The 17,675-nt window shown below is 71.6% G+C and carries 12 protein-coding genes; all 12 read left to right on the top strand.

The window, feature by feature from the left end; genetic code table 11:
* Positions 1 to 24: 24 nt before the first annotated feature.
* The gene (locus tag UA74_RS06535; RefSeq protein WP_075739487.1) at positions 25 to 984 is read left to right on the top strand and encodes an electron transfer flavoprotein subunit alpha/FixB family protein; all 960 of its coding nucleotides are present in this window, start codon (positions 25 to 27) and stop codon (positions 982 to 984) included.
* Positions 985 to 1,186: 202 nt separating this feature from the next.
* The gene (locus UA74_RS06540; protein WP_083682974.1) at positions 1,187 to 2,533 is read left to right on the top strand and encodes a cysteine desulfurase family protein; all 1,347 of its coding nucleotides are present in this window, start codon (positions 1,187 to 1,189) and stop codon (positions 2,531 to 2,533) included.
* 1 nt (position 2,534) lies between these two features.
* Positions 2,535 to 3,632: a tRNA 2-thiouridine(34) synthase MnmA gene (gene mnmA / locus UA74_RS06545; RefSeq protein WP_257787501.1), complete on the top strand. Its 1,098-nt coding sequence runs from the start codon at positions 2,535 to 2,537 to the stop codon at positions 3,630 to 3,632.
* 431 nt (positions 3,633 to 4,063) lie between these two features.
* The gene (locus tag UA74_RS06550; protein ID WP_083682975.1) at positions 4,064 to 5,137 is read left to right on the top strand and encodes a methyltransferase; all 1,074 of its coding nucleotides are present in this window, start codon (positions 4,064 to 4,066) and stop codon (positions 5,135 to 5,137) included.
* 222 nt (positions 5,138 to 5,359) lie between these two features.
* Positions 5,360 to 6,778 carry a class I adenylate-forming enzyme family protein gene (locus UA74_RS06555; protein ID WP_083682976.1) on the top strand — a complete coding sequence of 473 codons (1,419 nt, stop codon included), beginning with the start codon at positions 5,360 to 5,362 and terminating at the stop codon, positions 6,776 to 6,778.
* A 17-nt stretch (positions 6,779 to 6,795) separates the two neighbouring features.
* The gene (locus UA74_RS06560; protein ID WP_075739489.1) at positions 6,796 to 7,059 is read left to right on the top strand and encodes an acyl carrier protein; all 264 of its coding nucleotides are present in this window, start codon (positions 6,796 to 6,798) and stop codon (positions 7,057 to 7,059) included.
* 5 nt (positions 7,060 to 7,064) lie between these two features.
* A complete protein-coding gene (locus UA74_RS06565; RefSeq protein ID WP_075743481.1) occupies positions 7,065 to 7,316 on the top strand; it encodes a hypothetical protein in 252 nt (83 codons plus the stop codon).
* Positions 7,306 to 8,565 carry a beta-ketoacyl-[acyl-carrier-protein] synthase family protein gene (locus UA74_RS06570; RefSeq protein WP_075739490.1) on the top strand — a complete coding sequence of 420 codons (1,260 nt, stop codon included), beginning with the start codon at positions 7,306 to 7,308 and terminating at the stop codon, positions 8,563 to 8,565. Before UA74_RS06565 ends, UA74_RS06570 begins: the two co-directional genes overlap by 11 nt.
* A complete protein-coding gene (locus UA74_RS06575) occupies positions 8,562 to 9,458 on the top strand; it encodes a hypothetical protein (RefSeq protein ID WP_075739491.1) in 897 nt (298 codons plus the stop codon). The genes UA74_RS06570 and UA74_RS06575 overlap by 4 nt, the downstream gene beginning before the upstream one ends.
* A gap of 18 nt (positions 9,459 to 9,476) precedes the next feature.
* Positions 9,477 to 10,283, top strand: a complete 807-nt coding sequence (locus tag UA74_RS06580; protein ID WP_157442175.1) for a hypothetical protein — start codon at positions 9,477 to 9,479, stop codon at positions 10,281 to 10,283.
* Positions 10,280 to 14,482, top strand: a complete 4,203-nt coding sequence (locus tag UA74_RS06585; RefSeq protein ID WP_075764029.1) for a non-ribosomal peptide synthetase — start codon at positions 10,280 to 10,282, stop codon at positions 14,480 to 14,482. The genes UA74_RS06580 and UA74_RS06585 overlap by 4 nt, the downstream gene beginning before the upstream one ends.
* Entirely contained in the window at positions 14,475 to 17,627 is a 3,153-nt protein-coding gene (locus UA74_RS06590; protein ID WP_075739494.1) for a type I polyketide synthase, read from the top strand. Before UA74_RS06585 ends, UA74_RS06590 begins: the two co-directional genes overlap by 8 nt.
* The last annotated feature ends 48 nt before the right edge of the window (positions 17,628 to 17,675 follow it).

Raw genomic sequence — 17,675 nt, forward strand, 5'->3', positions numbered from 1 at the left:
TGACGACGAGAGGAAGGCAACGTCATGTCCGAGGTCCTGGTCCTCGTCGACCACGCCGACGGCGAGGTCAAGAAGAGCACCTTCGAGCTGCTGACCCTGGCGCGCGGGCTCGGTGAGCCCTCCGCCGTCGTGGTCGGCGCTCCCGGCGTCGCCGCCAAGGCCGGTCAGGCGCTGGCAGGCTACGGCGCGGCGAAGGTCTACGCCGCCGAGTCGGGCGCCGCCGACACCCAGCTCATCACCCCCTCGGTGGATGCGCTGGCGGTGCTCATCGAGCGGTCCGCACCTGCTGCGGTACTGGTCAGCGCGTCGATCACCGGTAAGGAGATCGCCGGTCGGCTGGCCGTGCGCACCGGCTCCGGTGTGCTGGTGGAGATCGACGGCGTCGATGCGGACGGCGTCGCCACTCAGGCGGCCTTCGGCGGCGCCTACGTGGTGAAGTCCAAGGTCACCACCGGCGTCCCCGTGCTCAGCGTCCGTCCCGGCGCGGTGGAGGCCGAGGCCGCCGAGGGTGCTGCGGCCGAGGAGTCCGTCGAGGTCCCCGAGCGAGACGCCAGGCTCATCACCCGCATCACCGGCCAGGAGCCGGTCGTGGGTGGCGACCGCCCCGAGCTGACCGATGCGTCGGTGGTCGTCGCAGGCGGTCGCGGTGTCGGCAGTGCCGAGAGCTTCGCCGTCGTCGAGCAGCTCGCCGACGTCCTCGGTGCCGCGGTCGGCGCCTCGCGTGCCGCCGTGGACTCCGGGTACTACCCCGGTCAGTTCCAGGTCGGCCAGACCGGCAAGTCGGTGTCCCCGCAGCTCTACATCGCGCTGGGCATCTCCGGTGCCATCCAGCACCGGGCCGGGATGCAGACGTCGAAGACCATCGTGGCGGTCAACAAGGACGCCGAGGCGCCGATCTTCGAGATCGCCGACTTCGGTGTGGTGGGCGACCTCTTCTCGGTCGCGCCGCAGCTGACGGAAGAGGTCACCCGGCGCAAGGCCTGACCAGGCCCGCAGGCTGGGGATGACGCCTGGCGGAGCTGATCCACCCGCCAGGCCTGGTTCTGGGCGAGACGGTTCGGCCGAGGCGTGGCCGGGCCGTCCGCCCATGCCCGCCGCCGACGAAGTGAGACGCCGTTCACAGCCGAACCACGGAGAGTCTGGCGGCGCCACGCCTTCCGACCCTCGCGGTTACGCTGGTGAGACCATGGCTTACCTCGACCACGCGGCCACCACTCCGATGCGGCGATCGGCCGTTCTCGCGATGACCGAGGCGTTGACCGTGCTGGGCAACGCGTCCTCGTTGCATGCGTCCGGACGACGTGCCAGACGGCGAGTGGAGGAGTGCCGGGAGCGGCTCGCCGCCGCCCTCGGCGCCCGCCCTTCGGAGATCATCCTCACCGCCAGCGGCACCGAGAGCGACAACCTGGCCGTCAAGGGGATCTACTGGGCGCGGCGTGATCAGGATGCCCGCCGCCGCCGGGTGCTCGCCTCGCCGACCGAACATCATGCGGTGCTGGACGCCGTGCAGTGGCTGGCCGATCACGAGGGCGCCGAGGTCGACTGGCTCCCCGTCGACGAGACGGGTCGCGTCGAGCCTGCCGCGCTGCGCGCCGCGATCGGCTCGGAGCCCGAGACCGTCGCCCTCGTCACGGTGATGTGGGCGAACAACGAGGTCGGCACGATCAACCCGATCGAGCAGCTCGCCGAGATCGCGGCCGAGTACGACGTCCCGCTGCACACCGACGCCGTGCAGGCGGTCGGGATGCTGCCGGTCGACTTCGGCGCCAGCGGTGCCGGCGCGTTGACACTCACCGGGCACAAGCTCGGCGGGCCGATCGGTGTCGGAGCGCTCCTGCTGCGCCGAGACGTCTCCTGCACCCCCTTACTCCACGGCGGCGGGCAGGAACGCGACGTCCGCTCCGGAACGCTGGACGTGCCCGCCGTGATCGCGCTGAGCGCGGCGGTCGAGGAGTCGGCGGCGCAGCAGACGGAGACGGCGGCCCGGATCACCGGACTGCGGGACGAACTCGTCACCAGGGTCCTCGACGCCGTGCCCGACGCGGTGGTCAACGGGGCCGCAGGCGTGCGGACGGCCGCCGGGGCGCCGTCGGCGGCGGCGCTGCCGGGCATCGCGCACTTCACCTTCCCCGGCTGCGAGGGCGACGGCCTGCTGATGCTGCTGGACGCCAAGGGGATCGAGTGCTCGACCGGCTCGGCCTGCACCGCAGGCGTCGCGGAGGCGAGTCACGTGCTGCTCGCGATGGGTGCGGATCGTGCGGCGGCCAGGGGGTCGCTGCGCTTCTCGCTCGGGCACGCCTCCACGCTCGACGACGTCCTGGAACTCGGCGCGGTGATCGGCTCGGTGGTCGACAGGGCGAGGGGCAGCGGTGCGCTCCGGCGGCGCAGGCCCGAGGGGGGCCGCGGCGACTCGCCTGCTTCGGCGGGCGCCCCGGCAGGCAACGGGAGACCGGCGGGCAACGGCAGTGCCGTCGGCTCGACCGATTCCACAGACTCGACTTATTCGGCACGTACCGTGTCGGCGGAGGTGTGAGGTGGCGCGGATACTCGCGGCGATGAGCGGCGGCGTCGACTCCGCCGTGGCGGCGGCCAGGGCGGTCGAGGCGGGACACGACGTCGTCGGCGTACATCTGGCGTTGTCGGCGAAGCCGGGGACGCTGCGGACCGGCTCACGCGGCTGCTGCACCATCGAGGACGCGCACGACGCGCGCCGCGCGGCCGACCTGCTGGGCATCCCGTTCTACGTCTGGGACTTCGCCGAGCGGTTCACCGAGGACGTCATCGAGGACTTCGTCGCCGAGTACGCGGCAGGTCGCACGCCGAACCCGTGCATGCGCTGCAACGAGCGCATCAAGTTCGAGGCACTGCTGGAGAAGGCGCTCGGACTCGGCTTCGACGCCGTGTGCACCGGGCACTACGCACGGCTCGCCGTCGACGACGACGGCCGGGTGGAGCTGCGGCGCGCGGTGGACGCGGACAAGGATCAGTCCTATGTGCTCGCCTCGCTCACCGGCGACCAGCTTCGGCACGCGATGTTCCCGGTCGGCGACACGCCCAAGTCGGAGATCCGCGCCGAGGCGGAGCGGCGCGGCCTGACGGTGGCCAAGAAGCCCGACAGCCATGACATCTGTTTCATCCCCGACGGCGACACGCGCCGGTTCCTCGACTCGCGGATCGGCTCGACCGACGGGGCACTGGTCGATGACGAGACGGGCGAGGTGCTCGGCACGCACGGCGGGGTGCACGGCTTCACCGTCGGTCAGCGCAAGGGCCTCGGCCTGCGCACGCCTGCGTCGGACGGCCGCGCTCGGTACGTGCTGTCGGTCGAGCCGGTCTCGCGCACCGTGCGGGTCGGCGCCGCCGAGCGGCTGGAGGTCCGGGAGATCATCACCGACGCGCCGGTCTGGCCGGGCGGACGCCCCGAGGGCGGCCCCGCCGAGTGCGTGGTGCAGATCCGGGCCCACGGTGGCACGGCCTCGGCCGTCGTCGACCAAGAGGGCGATGCGCTGCGGCTGCGGCTGAACGAGGGTGTGCGCGGCGTGGCGCCGGGCCAGGTCGCCGTCCTGTACCGCCCGGACGCCGACTCGGGTGATCTGGTGCTCGGCGCCGCCCGGATCAGTTCCACGCGCTGAATCGAAGACGGCACAAGCGGAGTCGGAGCGGACCACCGGCGGTGGTCGCGTCCGGCTGCGCTGCCGCTCGGGTCGGGTTTCGCGGGCAGGTTCGGCCGCGCCCGATCGCCCGCCCTCGGGTTCGCGGGCCGAAGACGCCGCCGGACGGGGAACGCCGAGGTCGAGAGTGGCCCGGCGTTCCGTCGCGATCTCGCCGTCGGGTGGCGCCGCGCGGAACGGCATCCCCGACTCGTCGCCGTGTGTGCTTGTTTATCCCTCTTATCGAGTGAACGGCTGCCTGAGTGAGCGGCGCTAAGCCGTCTGTCTCTTGATGGGAAAATGCTCCATTGAATCCTCACTTAGGGTGTAATTCCCACGGCGGGGCAATCATTTCCGACACCTTCAGGTAATACGGCCATTTGGGTGTCGAGCCCGCTGTTAGAGTCTTGTCTGTGATCGATTTCGAACACGATCGGCCGAAGACCCTGTCGGACCTGGCCGATCTGCTCACTCCTTGGGCAATTCGGGTGGCCGTCACGCTGCGGCTTCCCGAACTCGTCGACCAGGGCGTCACCACCGTGAGCGAGTTGGCGGCGCGGGTCTCTGCGGACGAGGTGGCGTTGGCCCGGCTGCTCCGTCTGCTCGTGTGCCGCGGTGTGTTCGTGGAATCGGCCGCAGGCGATCTCGCGCTCACCGAGGTCGCTCGCGAGATGATGGGCGGGGCCGCACGAAAGTGGCTCGACCTGGACGGCGCGGGTGGGCGGATGGAGACGGCCTACTCCGGTCTGCTGGAGTCGATCCGCACCGGTGAGGCCGCCTATCCGAAGACTTTCGGCTGTTCCGTGTGGCGTGACTTCGAATCGAGTCCTGCGCTGTCGGAGTCGTTCGGCTCCTATCTCGCCGAACTGGCAGGCGAGTGGGGTCAGGAGCTGGCGGAACGGCATGACTGGTCCGGCGTGTCGAAGGTCGTCGACGTCGGCGGCGGCGACGGGACGCTGATCAGCACGTTGCTGCGGATCCATCCCACGATGCGCGGCGTGCTCGTCGATCTGCCCGCCACCGCGCTGGCCGCGCGGCAGCGACTCGCGGCGGCCGGGCTCGTCGATCGCTGCACGGTGGTCGAGGGCAGCTTCTTCGAACGGCTGCCCGACGGCGGTGACCTGTACGTCCTCGCGCAGGTCCTGCACGACTGGCCGGACGCCGAGGCGGTCGCCATCCTGCGTCGCTGTGCCGAGGCGGCGGGCCGGGGCGGCAGGCTGCTGGTGGTCGAGCGGATCAGGTCGGACGAGTCGCCGAGCCGGGCGGCCGACGCCGCGTTCGCCGCGATGGACCTCCGTATGCTGCTGCTCTTCGGCAGTCTGGAGCGGTCTGCCGATCAGTTCGCGCGGCTCGCCGCCGAGGCAGGGCTGAGCCTGCGGTCCCGAGGGGACGTCGGAGAGCTGGGGCTGCTCGAATTCGTCGTCGATCCCGTGACCGCCGAGCGCGACGAGGCGAGGCGACTGTCGGTGGCGGCAGGCCGGACCTGATCTTCCTGCTCTCGCCGCGCCGCGCCGTGGTCTGCTGACGTCCTGGTCGCCACTGGAGCTGCCGCCGTCGAACCGGCGGGACGTCACCTGGCCGTATTCGACGGCGAAATCTGCTCGATCCGAGAAATCGTGTCGGATCGGCTGCCGTGCCGATCCTGAAATCAGCATGACGATTATTCAAGACTCGATCGACTCGGTCGGGTCACCGTGTGGCGAGATCGGATGATCGTGACGATAGACGACAGACCGGCGGACTGGGAGGCCCTGTCCACCTGGATTGCCGAACTGATCGACGGCGCGGCCGACGACGTGGTGTGGATTCACGGCGATGAGAACGTGACCAGGGGCGATCTGATCGCCCGGGTCGAGGAATTCACGGATCTCTTTCAGCGGGACGGAATCGGCCCCGGCACTACGGTGGCCCTGCGCATCGGGCCCAGTTGCACGTTGTTCTACGTTCTGTTCGGGCTCTGGCGCTGCGGCGCCCAGGTCCTGTTGGTCGATTCACGCGCCAAACCCGCCGAGGTCGATCGCCTGTTCCGTCGGTACGAACCGCAGTTCGAACTGCACTCGGACACCGCAGGCGAGATTAGGGCGGTGTTCCGGGCGACCCGCGAGGTGCTGACCCGATCGACCGGCGGCGGTCGGCCTGCGCAGGGGCCGCACTGTCTGGTGCAGAGCAGTTCCGGGTCCACCGGACGACCCAAGATCATCGGCAGGACCGCGGCGTCGCTCCAGACCGAGCTGGACCGCATCGCCCTGCTGGCAGGCGCGCCCGCTGCGGGCGAACGAGTCCTGTTGCTCGGATCGATGTCGCACTCCTTCGGGCTGATCGTCGGGGTGCTGCACTCGCTGCGGGTGAACGCGACGCTCGTGCTCACCTTCAGCGTCCGACCGCGCGAGCTGCTGGATCTGGCCGCCCGGCAGGACGTCGCGATGATCCTCGGCGTCCCCACCCACTTCGAACTCCTCGCCTCGGTGTTCGACCCGCCCCCGCTGCCGAGCCTGCGGGGTGCGGTGTGCGCGGGCGACGTGCTCGATCGCGGCGTCTTCGATCTGGTCGAGCGCAGGCTCGGCATCCGGCTGGGTCAGGTCTACGGAATGACCGAGGTCGGCGTCATCGCCGCCGACCTGACCGGGCGGCTCGGCCCGCAGGCCGTCGGTGTCCCGCTGCCGGGGATCACGGTGCGCTGCTCGGGCGGCGAGTTGTTCATCGCCATCGACGAGACCCCCTATGTGCGGTCCGACGGCATCGTGCGGGTCGTCGACGGCTGGCTGCGCACCTTCGACCGCGCCGATCAGGACGCCGAGACGGGCGCGCTGCGCATCCTCGGCCGGACCGACTCGGTGATCGCCATCGGCGGACTCAAGGTCGACCTGACCGAGATCGAGGCGGTTCTGCACGAGCACGAGCAGGTCAACGAGGCCGTCGTGACCTACCACGAGGTGATCGAGGCTCACGTCGGCGTCTCGGGCGTGTTGAGCACGGCGGACCTGTTGTCCTGGTGCCGAGAGCGCCTGAGCCACGTGAAGGTGCCCAAACGCGTGCACCTCGGTCCGGCGCTGCCGCGCACCGCCACCGGAAAGCTCATTCGTGACCGTGACCTGCTGCATGCCGCCCGCCCCAGGGTCGTTGACTGAACCGACAGGAGAAGTGAGTGAAGACAGAGGTACGTGACTTCGTCGTCGAGGTGCTGCGTGACGTGCTGCACCTGGAGATCGGGCAGGACGTCACCGACGACACTCCGCTGGAACTGGAGTCCTTGTTCCTGGTCGAGCTGGTCGTGCAGGCCGAGGCGCGGTTCGGCGTCGGGCTGGACGACGAGGAGTTCTATCAGGACCCGCCCGGCACCATCGGCGCCCTCGTCCAGTTCATCGTCGACCGGCGCTCGGCGGCGCAGCCTTCCGGGGCCGTCACGTGATCAGCATGGAGGTCCTGCGTGCACTGCTGACGGAGGCGGGCGTGCCCGGTGCGACGGAGGACGTCGACGCGAACGCCCACGAGCTGGTGCTCGACTCGTTCTCGCTGGTCTGGTTCCTATACGTGCTGGAGGAACGGCACGGAGTCTGGATCGATCCGCGCGATGAGGAGCTGACCGAGTTCACCTCCGTCGCGGGGCTGCACGAGTACCTCAACCGGGCCGGGCGATCAGTCTCGGAGGCACGGAGTGTCTGGTGAGAAGGTCGTGGTGACCGGCTTAGGCGTCTTCACCGCCTTCGGGTTCGGTCTCGATGCGCTGCTGGGCGGCGTCTTCGCCGGTCGAGCCGCCTTCGGCCCCGTCCGGCGGTTCGACGTCAGTCGGTCTCGAGCGAGCCACGCCGCGATCTACCCGGCGGACGGGCCGGACTCGACGCGACTCGCGGCGTGGTCGGGCGGCTCCCCCGGACAGCGGTCCGTGGTGCTCGCCTGTGCACGGGACGCCCTGGCCGGTGCGGGTCTGCAGGGTCCGCTGGATGCCGCGTTGCTGCTCGGAACGGCAGGCGACGACGTCGCACACACCGACTTCTGGTCCGGCTTCGACAAGGCCGAGGCCCGGGCCTCGCAGGAGACCGCCACCTGCCCTTGGGACACCGACGGCGAGACGACCGACGAGGGCGGCGCCCTCGGCCTGTCCGACTGCGTGCCCGCGCATCTCGCCGAGGACGTCGCCCGCCGCCTGGGCCTGACCGGGCCGACCCGTGCCTTCGTCAACGCCTGCGTCGCGTCGACCAATGCGATCGTCCACGGCGCTGCCCTGATCCGCAGCGGTCGAGCCCACACCGTGGTCTGCGGCGGCGCCTCCCTCGTCGGCCCGCACGCCTTCCGGAACTTCGACGCCGCCAAGGCCCTGACGAAAGCTCCTCGGATGCACCCCTTCTCCACGGACCGCGCCGGTCTGCTGCTGGGAGACGGCGCCGCCATGCTCGTGCTGGAGTCCGAGACCAGGGCTCGACGTCGGGGCGCGGAGCCGTTGGGACGCCTGGAGGGCTGGGGGATGTCCGCCGACGCGCATCATCTGGTCCGGCCCGATCCGACCGGGGGAGGGGCGGCGGCCTCAGCGGCCTCGGCGTTGTGTCTCGCAGGCGTCGGCCCCGAACAGGTCGACTATGTCAACGCCCACGGCACCGCGACCCGGTCCAACGACGTTGCGGAGACGGCCGCCCTGCATCGAGTGCTGGGATCACACGCCTCCTCGGTCCCGGTCAGCTCCACCAAGGGCAGCACGGGTCACCTGCTGGAGGCCACCGGAGCGGTCGAGCTGGTCATCGCGCTGCTGGCGTTGCGGGAGGGCATGGTGCCGCCGACCGTGGGCTACGGCGATCCCGATCCGGCGTGCGACCTGGACTACGTGCCGGAGGGACCCCGCCGGATCGCGCTTCGCCGGGTGCTCACGGTGAACTCGGCGGTCGGCGGGCTGAACACCGCGATCCTGGTGGGCAGGCCGTGACCGCCGCGACGGGCTCCGGTCCCGCCAGCTCCGCACCGGTCACCGATGCGCCTGTCCCGCAGGGAGTTCTCGAGGTCGTCGAGGCCGCCTGCCTGCTGCCCTGGGGGGCGGCCGCCGCCGGTCTGCCCGGTGCGGCCGAACGGGCGCTGCCGCCGTTGCCCGGCTTCGCGATGTCCCGGTTCTCCCCGCTGGTGGCCGAGACCGCCCGGCGGCTCCTCAGGGCGGCGGCTGCTCGGGCGCCGATCGACGGCGGTGCCACCGGGATCGTGCTCGCCACCTTGTTCGGCGACTCGACCACCGTCGACCAGCACACCCGCCGCCAGCTTCGCGGCCTGCCGCATAATCCGTTGTTCTTCTACGAGTCGGTGCACAGCGCGGGCGTCGGCATGGTCGGCATCGAACACGGCATCAGCGGCCCGGTCTCCTGTCTCTCGCTGCGCCGCGATTTCACCGCGGAGGCGCTGGCGAGTGCCGATCTGCAGCTGGACGACGACGGAGTCGAACAGGTTCTGCTGATCGGCGTCGAGTTGGCGCCGACCGAGCGCACGCGCGCCGTCCACCGGCAGTGGGCGGCTGCGGACCGAGGTGAATCGCTGCCTGCGGACGATGTCGGCGTCGCGTTGCTGCTCCGTCGACCACGCGATCACGATGCCGTGGTCACCGACGGTGCCGTTCCCGACGACGAGCAGGCCACCGCTCTTCCCGGCCGTCGGCCCCGTCCGGCGGGGAACACCACCGGCCTGCTGCCCGCACCCGGCGACTCGGAGCGCGAGCTGCTGGGACACCTCGCCGGGCTCGTCGCCGTCTGCTCGGCCCTGGACCGGGTCCGTGCCTCGGATCTCACCGGCTCGCTGCTGGTGAGATCCACGTCCGATTTCCGTCCTCACTCGTGACCAGCAGGGAGTGCCACCGTGTCCGCAGCGACGGGTAGCGATGCGATGACCCCACAGCGGCAGGCCGCTGGGGCTCCGGAGCGGCAGGCCGCTGGGGCTCCACAGCGGCGAGCCGCTGCAACGCCGGAGCGGCGAGCCGCTGGAACGCCGGAGCGGCGAGCCGCTGGAACTCCACAGCGGCAGGCAGCAGGCGGGACGCCGATCGTCTCGGCGGACGACCTGATCGACGATCCCGTCGACGGTGTGTCCGGGGCCTTCGGCGCCGCGATCACCAGGCGAATACTGGAGCATCGCGGTTCGACGACGGCACTTCTGACGGAGCTTTCGGGCGCGACCATCTCGCTACGGCTGCTGGAGCAGCGGATCGTCGATCGGTTGCTGGTGCCCGCCGACGTCGCCTCGGTGCTGCGTGCCACCGCCGAACGGGCCGAGGTGATCCTGCGCCGCTCCGCCCTGTTCGACGTGGGGGAGCGGTTGCTCTCGCTGAACTGCACCGTCGCGCCGGTCGGTCTGCCGGAGGACGTGGCGACGGCGCTGACCAGTGCGCAGACTCCGATCGGGATCGGGCTTGACGGTCTGGGCCTCGCCCAACGACGCGAGTTCAGGGCGCGTGGTCGCACGCGCTGGCCCGGCCGGGCCACAGGACGCTGTGCCTTCCGTGAGTACCTGATCCTGCTGGACGACCAGCCCGTGTTGTTCGTGCACGAGGCTTTCAACCCGGCGCTGTTCCCGGTCGACGAGGTGCCGGTGGGCCCGACGCCCGCCTTTCTGCAGTCCGGGCCCGCAGGCCTGGTGCTCGGCCCGGCGGATGGTCGATCGGCATGACTGACGCGATCGACCCGCCCCAGTCCGTCGGTGCGACATCGCGGGCCGCACCACCCGCCGACGCGGCGCATCCTGCCTCGGCTCTCGGCTGCCTGACCAGACAGGACGGTTCGTCACTCGATGCATCGGCGGCCGAAGCAGGAACGCCTGCCGAGCAGGCGCTTCCCCTCACCGTCGCCCAGAACGAGATCTGGCTGGCACAGCGACTGAATCCCGCCGATCCGGCCTACAACACCGGCGGATGTCTGGAGATCCCCGGTCGGCTGCGTCTCGCGGAGTTCGTGACGGCGCTGCGGACGGCGGTGCGTGAGACGGAGTGCCTGCGGGTCCGTTTCACCGAGCAGGACGGCGAGATCCGACAGATGGTCGGCGACGCGGACGAGCTCGACCGCGTCGTGCGGGAGTGGCTGGTGATCAGGGACGTCAGCGGCGAGCCGCTACGTGGTCCCAGCGGCGAGCCGCGATACGGCTCCAGCGGCGAGCCCGATCCGGCGGCCACGGCGGTGCGGTGGATGCACGAGGACCTGGCGGTGCCGCGTGATCCGCTGCGCGACCGGCTGTTCGGGTTCGCGGTGTTCATCCTGTCCGCCGATCGGGTGCTCTGGTACCAGAACGTGCATCACCTGCTGCTCGACGGCTACAGCAGCGCCCTGCTGCTGCGGCGGGTCGCCTCGGTGTACTCGGCCTTGGTCGCGGGCACGCCGCTGCCCGCGACGCCGTTCGGACCGCTGGCCGCCCTGCTCGCCGAGGAGACCGCCTACCGAGGCTCCGCTGCGGCGGGGCGCGATCACGAGTTCTGGACGGATCGGCTTGCCAAGGCCGCCGAGACGGGCGGCGAGGCCGTCGTCTTCGGCGCCGCGCGGCGCGGACGCGGCGCGGAGGGGGTCGCTCCCGGTGCTTCCGCGGTGGTGCCGCATCGCGCGACGGGTCCGCGCTCGTCGGACGGGGCGACGCCGGAGCGCATCCTGCCCTCGGCGGTCGTCGTCGAAGCCGGTGCGGGGGAGGCCGCCGTCATCCCCCTTCAGCCTGCGCCGCAGGTGCCCGGGACATCCCGGGGATCGGTCTCCCTGCCAGGGTCGACCCTGCCCGGATCGAACCCGATCACCGACTTCCCGCTGTTCGCACCCGTCGTCCCGTTCACCGTGCCTGCCGACACCGTGCCCGTCGTGCCGACCTCGACGGCGTCGGTCTCCACGGCGTCGGTCCCGGTCGACGCCGAGGAGACCGATCGGAGCGAACGGGCACCGTCCGACTCGTGCTCGTCGGCCCAGCACCGCACCTCGGTCCTTGCCGGACCTCCGCCCATCACCCCGCCCGCCCTCCCGGCGGCGTCGGCAGCCTGCTCCGCGCTGCCGGATTCCGCGTCACGGAGCCGATGGCGGCTGCGGTGGTCTCCCGAGGACACCGCCCGGTTGTCGGCGGCGGCGCGTCGATCCGGCACCGGGTGGAGCGTGTTCCTGCTCTCCGCACTCGCGGGCTTCCTGACGCCGCCGAACGGTCCGCAGGAGGTGACGCTCGGCCTGGCCGTCAAGGGCCGTACCGGCGGTCTGGCCCTGAGCGTGCCGGGCATGACGGCCGACATCCTGCCGCTGCGGATTCCGATGCCGCCGTGGCAGACCCCCGCCGAACTCATCCGCCAGGTGGCCGCCGAGGCCAGGGACGTGGTGCTGCATCAGCGGCTTCCGCAACGCGAGCTGCGGGCGATGCGTGATTCCGCCGACCATCGACCGCTCTACGGCGTGACGGTGAACATCAACCGGGTCGGCAGGCCGCTCCGTTTCGCCGGTGAAGTCGCGAGCCTGCATCAGTTCGAGTCCGGCGGGCGCCAGGCAGGCCTGAGCATCGACGTCCACGACGGCCCCGACGGCGGCATCGACATCGATCTTCTCGGCGACCCCGGCCACGGTGCCGAACCGGACCTCGCCGCGCTGGGCCGTCGGCTGGCGGACTACCTGGCCGAGTTCGTCGCTCTCGACGCCGCCCGGCCGATCGCGGCGATTCCTCGGGTCCGGGACGATGAGCGAACGACGCTGCTGCGCTGGGGCGCGGGCAGCCCGCCTCCGCCGGAGCGAACCCTTGCCGCGCTGTTCGCCGAGCAGACCGCCGCCACGCCCGCCGCGCCCGCCGTCGTCTTCGAGAATCGGGAATGGAGCTACACCGAGCTGAGCGCGCGAGTCAACCGACTCGCCAGGCTGCTGGTGTCCCGAGGCGTCGGACCGGAACGAGTCGTGGCTGTCGCGCTGCCTCGCACGCCCGACTCGGTGGTCGCGACGCTCGCGGTGATCGTGGCGGGCGGTGCCTTCCTGCCGATCGACGGCGAGCTGCCCCCCGATCGAATCCGCACCATGTTGTCCGATGCGAGGCCGATGCTGCTGATCACCGATCAGGCGGGCGCCACCGCTCGGCGCGACGACGTGGACCGAAGCTGGACGCTGCTCGATCAGGACTCGGCCGAAGTGCGGTCCGAGCTTGCGGCGCTGACCGCCGAGCCGCTGGAGGACGCCGACCGCCTCGCGCCGTCGGCCCCGGCCGATGCCGCCTATCTGATCTACACCTCGGGCTCGACCGGCGTCCCCAAGGGCGTCGTCGTCGAGCATCGAGGCCTCGCCGCGCTCGCCGCCACCCGGCGCATCGGCTGGACGGTGGAGCCGGGGGATCGGGTCCTGCGGTTCGCCTCGCCGGGATTCGACGCCGCCGTCTGGGAGCTGCTCCAGGCGATCACCAACGGCGCCGCACTGGTCTGCGCGCCCGCGCACCGGCTGCGGCCGGGACCGGAACTGACCCGGCTCCTCGCCGAGCAGCGCGTCACCCACGTGGTGCTGTCGCCGTCGACGGTGGCGGCGCTGCCTCCCGACGGCCTCGCCGACGTCCGGACGCTGGTGGTCGGCGGTGAGGCGTGTCCGCCGGACCTGGTACGGCAGTGGGCAGGCACTCGCGTGCTGATCAACGCCTACGGCCCGACCGAGGTCACGGTGTGCGCGACGATGAGCGATCCGCTGGCCGAGACGGACCGGCCTGCGGTGGGCCGCCCCGTGCCGGGAATGCGAGTGCTGGTCCTGGACGCCTCGCTGCGGCTGGTGCCGCCGGGAACGGTGGGCGAGGTGTATCTCGCTGGCCCCGGCGTGGCCAGGGGCTATCTGAACCAGCCCTCGTTGACGTCGCTGCGCTTCCTGCCCGATCCGTTCGGCCCGGTCGGCGCCCGGATGTACCGGACCGGTGACCTGGCCTGTTGGGATGCCGACGGCAGGCTGCACGTGACGGGGCGGACGGACTCGCAGGTCAAGATCCGGGGCGTCCGCATCGAACTCGGTGAGATCGAGTCGGTGCTCGTCGACCATCCCGAGGTCGCCTCGGCCGCCGTCGTCGTCCGCGAGGACCATCCCGGCGATCCCCGGCTGCACGCCTACCTGCGGCCGGTGGCGGGGGCGTCGCCCACCTCGGACGCCGTGCGCGAACACTGTGCCAGGACGCTGCCCCGACATCTGGTGCCCTGGCGCTGCGAATTCCTCGTTGACCTGCCGCGCACCACCTCGGGGAAGGTCGATCGACGTGCACTGGCCGCCAGGAGCCTGCCCGCCGAGCCGGTCTCGACGCGATTCGTCCCGCCACGCGGCGGGCTGGAGAAGCGGGTCGCCTCGGTGTGGCGGGAGGTGCTCGGCCGCTCGATGATCGGCTCGCAGGACAACTTCTTCGACCTCGGCGGGCACTCGCTGTCGATGACCCGACTGCACACGGCCCTCGTCGACCTCGTAGGCCGTGACATCCCGCTCGCCGATCTGTACGCGCATCCGACGGTGGCCGAGCAGGCCCGACTCCTTGCCGACGGGGCGGAGTCCGCCCCGGGGCACTCGACCCCGAGGCAAGCGGCGCCGTGGGACGGGCGAGGGCGGCCCACGAGCCCGGCAGGCCCGGCGGCCCGGGCAGGCGCGGAGTCGGCGCCCGGTCCGGAGCCGGGGCCGGGGGCGGGTTTCGCGGGCTTCATGGCGGTCTGCCCGGAGTCGGAGCCGGTTGCAGACGGCGCGGAGCCTGCTGCGGCCGCGGAGTGCGAGGTGGCGGCTGGCCAGGAGTCTGATGTGGCGGCCCGCCCGGAATCCGATGTGGCGGCCCGCCCGGAATCCGATGTGGCGGCCCGCCGCCGTCACACCATCGCCGCGAGGAACTCGGTCAGGACACGAAGAGGAGCACCGCACGATGGCTGATGGTTTCGCAGGCGCTCGCGAATGGGACGTCGCGATCATCGGGATGGCGGGCCGGTTCCCCGGCGCGCAGGACCTGGACGAGTTCTGGGCGAATCTCGTCGCGGGCCGCGAGGCCGTGCGCCCGATCAGCGACGAGGAGTTCCTCGCCGCCGGGGGCGATCCGGCGCTGCTGACCGACGACACCCATGTCCGGGTCGCGCTGTCCATGCCGGACGCCGATCGCTTCGACGCCGAGTTCTTCGGCTTCCTGCCCACCGACGCGGCGATGCTCGATCCGCAGCAGCGCGTCTTCCTGGAGACCTGCCAGCACGCCTTGGAGGACGCAGGCCACGACCCGGACCGCCCGGCAGGCCCGATCGGCGTCTACGCCGGCTCCAGCCAGAACGAGTACTACCTGTCGCATGTCTACCCGCGTTACGGCGGCGAGTTCTCGATGACCAGCATGGTGGCCAAGGTCGCCAACCTGCCCGACACGCTGGCGAACCGCGTCTCCTACGCGCTGAACCTGACCGGGCCCGCCTTCGCCGTGCAGACGGCGTGCTCCACCTCGCTCGTCGCCGTCCACCTCGCCTGCCAGGACCTGCTGAACCTTCAGTGCGACACGGCGCTGGCGGGCGGCGTCACCGTGATCCCCGACAAGCTGGGCTATCGGTACGTCGAGCAGGGCGCCTACTCGCCGGACGGCCGATGCAGACCGTTCGACCGGGATGCCGCGGGCTTCATCGGCGGCGACGGCGTCGGCGTCGTGGTGCTGCGGCGCCTGACCGACGCGCTCGCCGACGGCGACCACATCCGCGCCGTGATCAAGGGCACCGCGATCAACAACGATGGTTCCGGCAAGGCGAGCTTCACCGCGCCGAGTCGGGCGGGCCAGACCGCCGCGATCCTGGCCGCGCAGGCGAACGCCGAGATCGACGCCGCCGACATCGGCTATGTGGAGGCGCACGGCACCGGCACGTTCGTCGGCGACCCCATCGAGGTCGCCGCGCTGAGCGAGGCCTTCCGACGGGGCACCGATCGCCGAGGCTTCTGTGCGCTGGGCTCGGTGAAGGCCAACGTCGGTCACCTGGACGCCGCCGCCGGAGTCACCGGGCTGATCAAGACGGTGCTCACGCTGGAGCACGGCCTGATCCCGCCGCATCCGAACTTCACCCAGCCCAACCCGACGATCGACTTCGAGAGCAGTCCCTTCCACGTCAACACCGAGCCGATCGACTGGCCGGGCACCGGGCCGCGCCGGGCGGCCGTCAGCTCCTTCGGCGTCGGCGGCACGAACGCGCATGTCATCCTGGAACAAGCCCCGCCGAGCAGCACGGGCGAGGCGGCTCCGGAATGGACGGTGCTACCCCTGTCGGCCCGGACCCGAGGCGATCTGGAGCGGATGAGCGCCGACCTCGCGGACCATCTGGCCGCCCGGCCCGGACTCGACGTCCACGACGTCGGGCACACCCTGCGCGTCGGCAGGCGTGCCCTGCCCTACCGGCGGACGGTGGTGTGTCACGACCGGGACAGCGCGGTCCATCGCCTCCGACTGCCCCTCGCACCGCAGCTCGCCCCGGCAGGCGCCCGCCCCGTCGTCCTGCTCTTCGGCGGCGGCGGCGCCCAGTACGACGGGATGGGACGAGAGCTCTACGAGACGCAGCCGGTCTTCCGCGCCGAGTTGGACCGCTGTGCGGAGATCCTGCGGCCGGTGCTCGACCGGGATCTCCGCGCCGTACTCCACCGAGGCGAGCGGGGCCTCGTGCCCGGCGTGCTGGCCGGGCTGCTGAGCACCCAGTACGCGGTCGCGCGGCTGCTCATGGCCGCCGGCATCACCCCGACCGCCCTGCTCGGACACTCGCTCGGCGAGTACACCGCCGCGTGCCTGAGCGGGGTGATCTCGCTGGAGGACGTCCTGCCGCTGATGGTGGAGCGCGAACGACTGATCAGGCGGGCGGGCGGCGCCACCCTCAGCGTGTTCCTCGGCGAGGCGGAGCTGACGCCGTATCTCACCGAGCGACTGTCGTTGGCGGCGATCAACGCGCCACAGGTCTGCTCGGTGTCCGGTCCCGCCGAGGACGTCGCCGATCTGCGCGCCAGGCTCGACCTGGCGGGCGTCGGGAATCGGCGGCTCGACGTGGCGGGCGCCGCGCACTCCTGGCTGCTCGACGCGATCCTGCCCGACTACGAGGCGGCATTGGGCCGGGTGACGCTGGGCGCCCCGACCGTGCCGTACGTCTCCAACGTGACGGGCGAGTGGATCACCGAGGAGCAGGCGACCGACGTGGGCTACTGGCTCGGCCACCTGCGCGGCACGGTGCGCTTCGCCGACGGTCTGGCCACGTTGGCCGGGCAGGACGACCCGATCCTGATCGAGGTCGGCCCCGGCCGAGGGCTGGGCAGGCTGGCCACGGAGTGCCTCGGATCGGAGACGGTCGTCGTCCAGGCCGCGAAGAGCCGCGAGGAGGAGCGCCCGGACTCGGCCGTGCTGCTGGGCGCACTCGGACGACTGTGGACCGAGGGAGTGGCGGTCGACTGGGCGGGCGTGCTGCCGCCTGGCAGGCGAGTCCCCCTCACCCGCTACCCGTTCGCACGGCGACGACACTGGCTGGACCGGGTCGTCCGTCACGCGACGGGCGAGGCCCTGACCGGCGATTCGGTGGATGCGCCCCTCGCGGCACCGGATCGCCGGGACGGGTCGAACGGCACCGGCGCCTCCGCCGCCGTGGATCGAGCGGAGCGCCGGACGACGGTGAACGGCTCGGCGAAGGACGGGAACGGCCGGGACCTCGGCGATCTACGGCCGACCTCCGATCCTCGGGACGGCGGAGTGGCTGGGAACGACTCGGGAATGCCGTGCGCGCTCGGCCGCAGCAGTCTCCAGCCGCGTCCGATGCTGACCACGCCGTTCCGCGAGCCCGCCACCGAGCTGGAACGAGCGGTGGCCGAATGCTGGCGAACGGTGCTCGGCATCGACCAGATCGGCGTCGACGACGGCTTCTTCGAGCTCGGCGGCGACTCGCTGCTGGTGCTGCGGATGGCGTCTTCGGTCCGCGACCGGCTCGGGGTGCGGTTGGTGGTGCGCATGGTGTTCGACCTGCCGACGGTCGCCGGGGTGATCGCGGCCATCGCGGCGGCCGAGCAGCCGTTGCCGAGCCGAGACTGAGTGAGCCGATGTGTGCGCGGGCCGAGTACGGGCGGATCGAGTACGGAG

Origin of the sequence: Actinoalloteichus fjordicus (genome assembly GCF_001941625.1) — a bacterium.
Classification (GTDB): Bacteria; Actinomycetota; Actinomycetes; order Mycobacteriales; family Pseudonocardiaceae; genus Actinoalloteichus_A; species Actinoalloteichus_A fjordicus.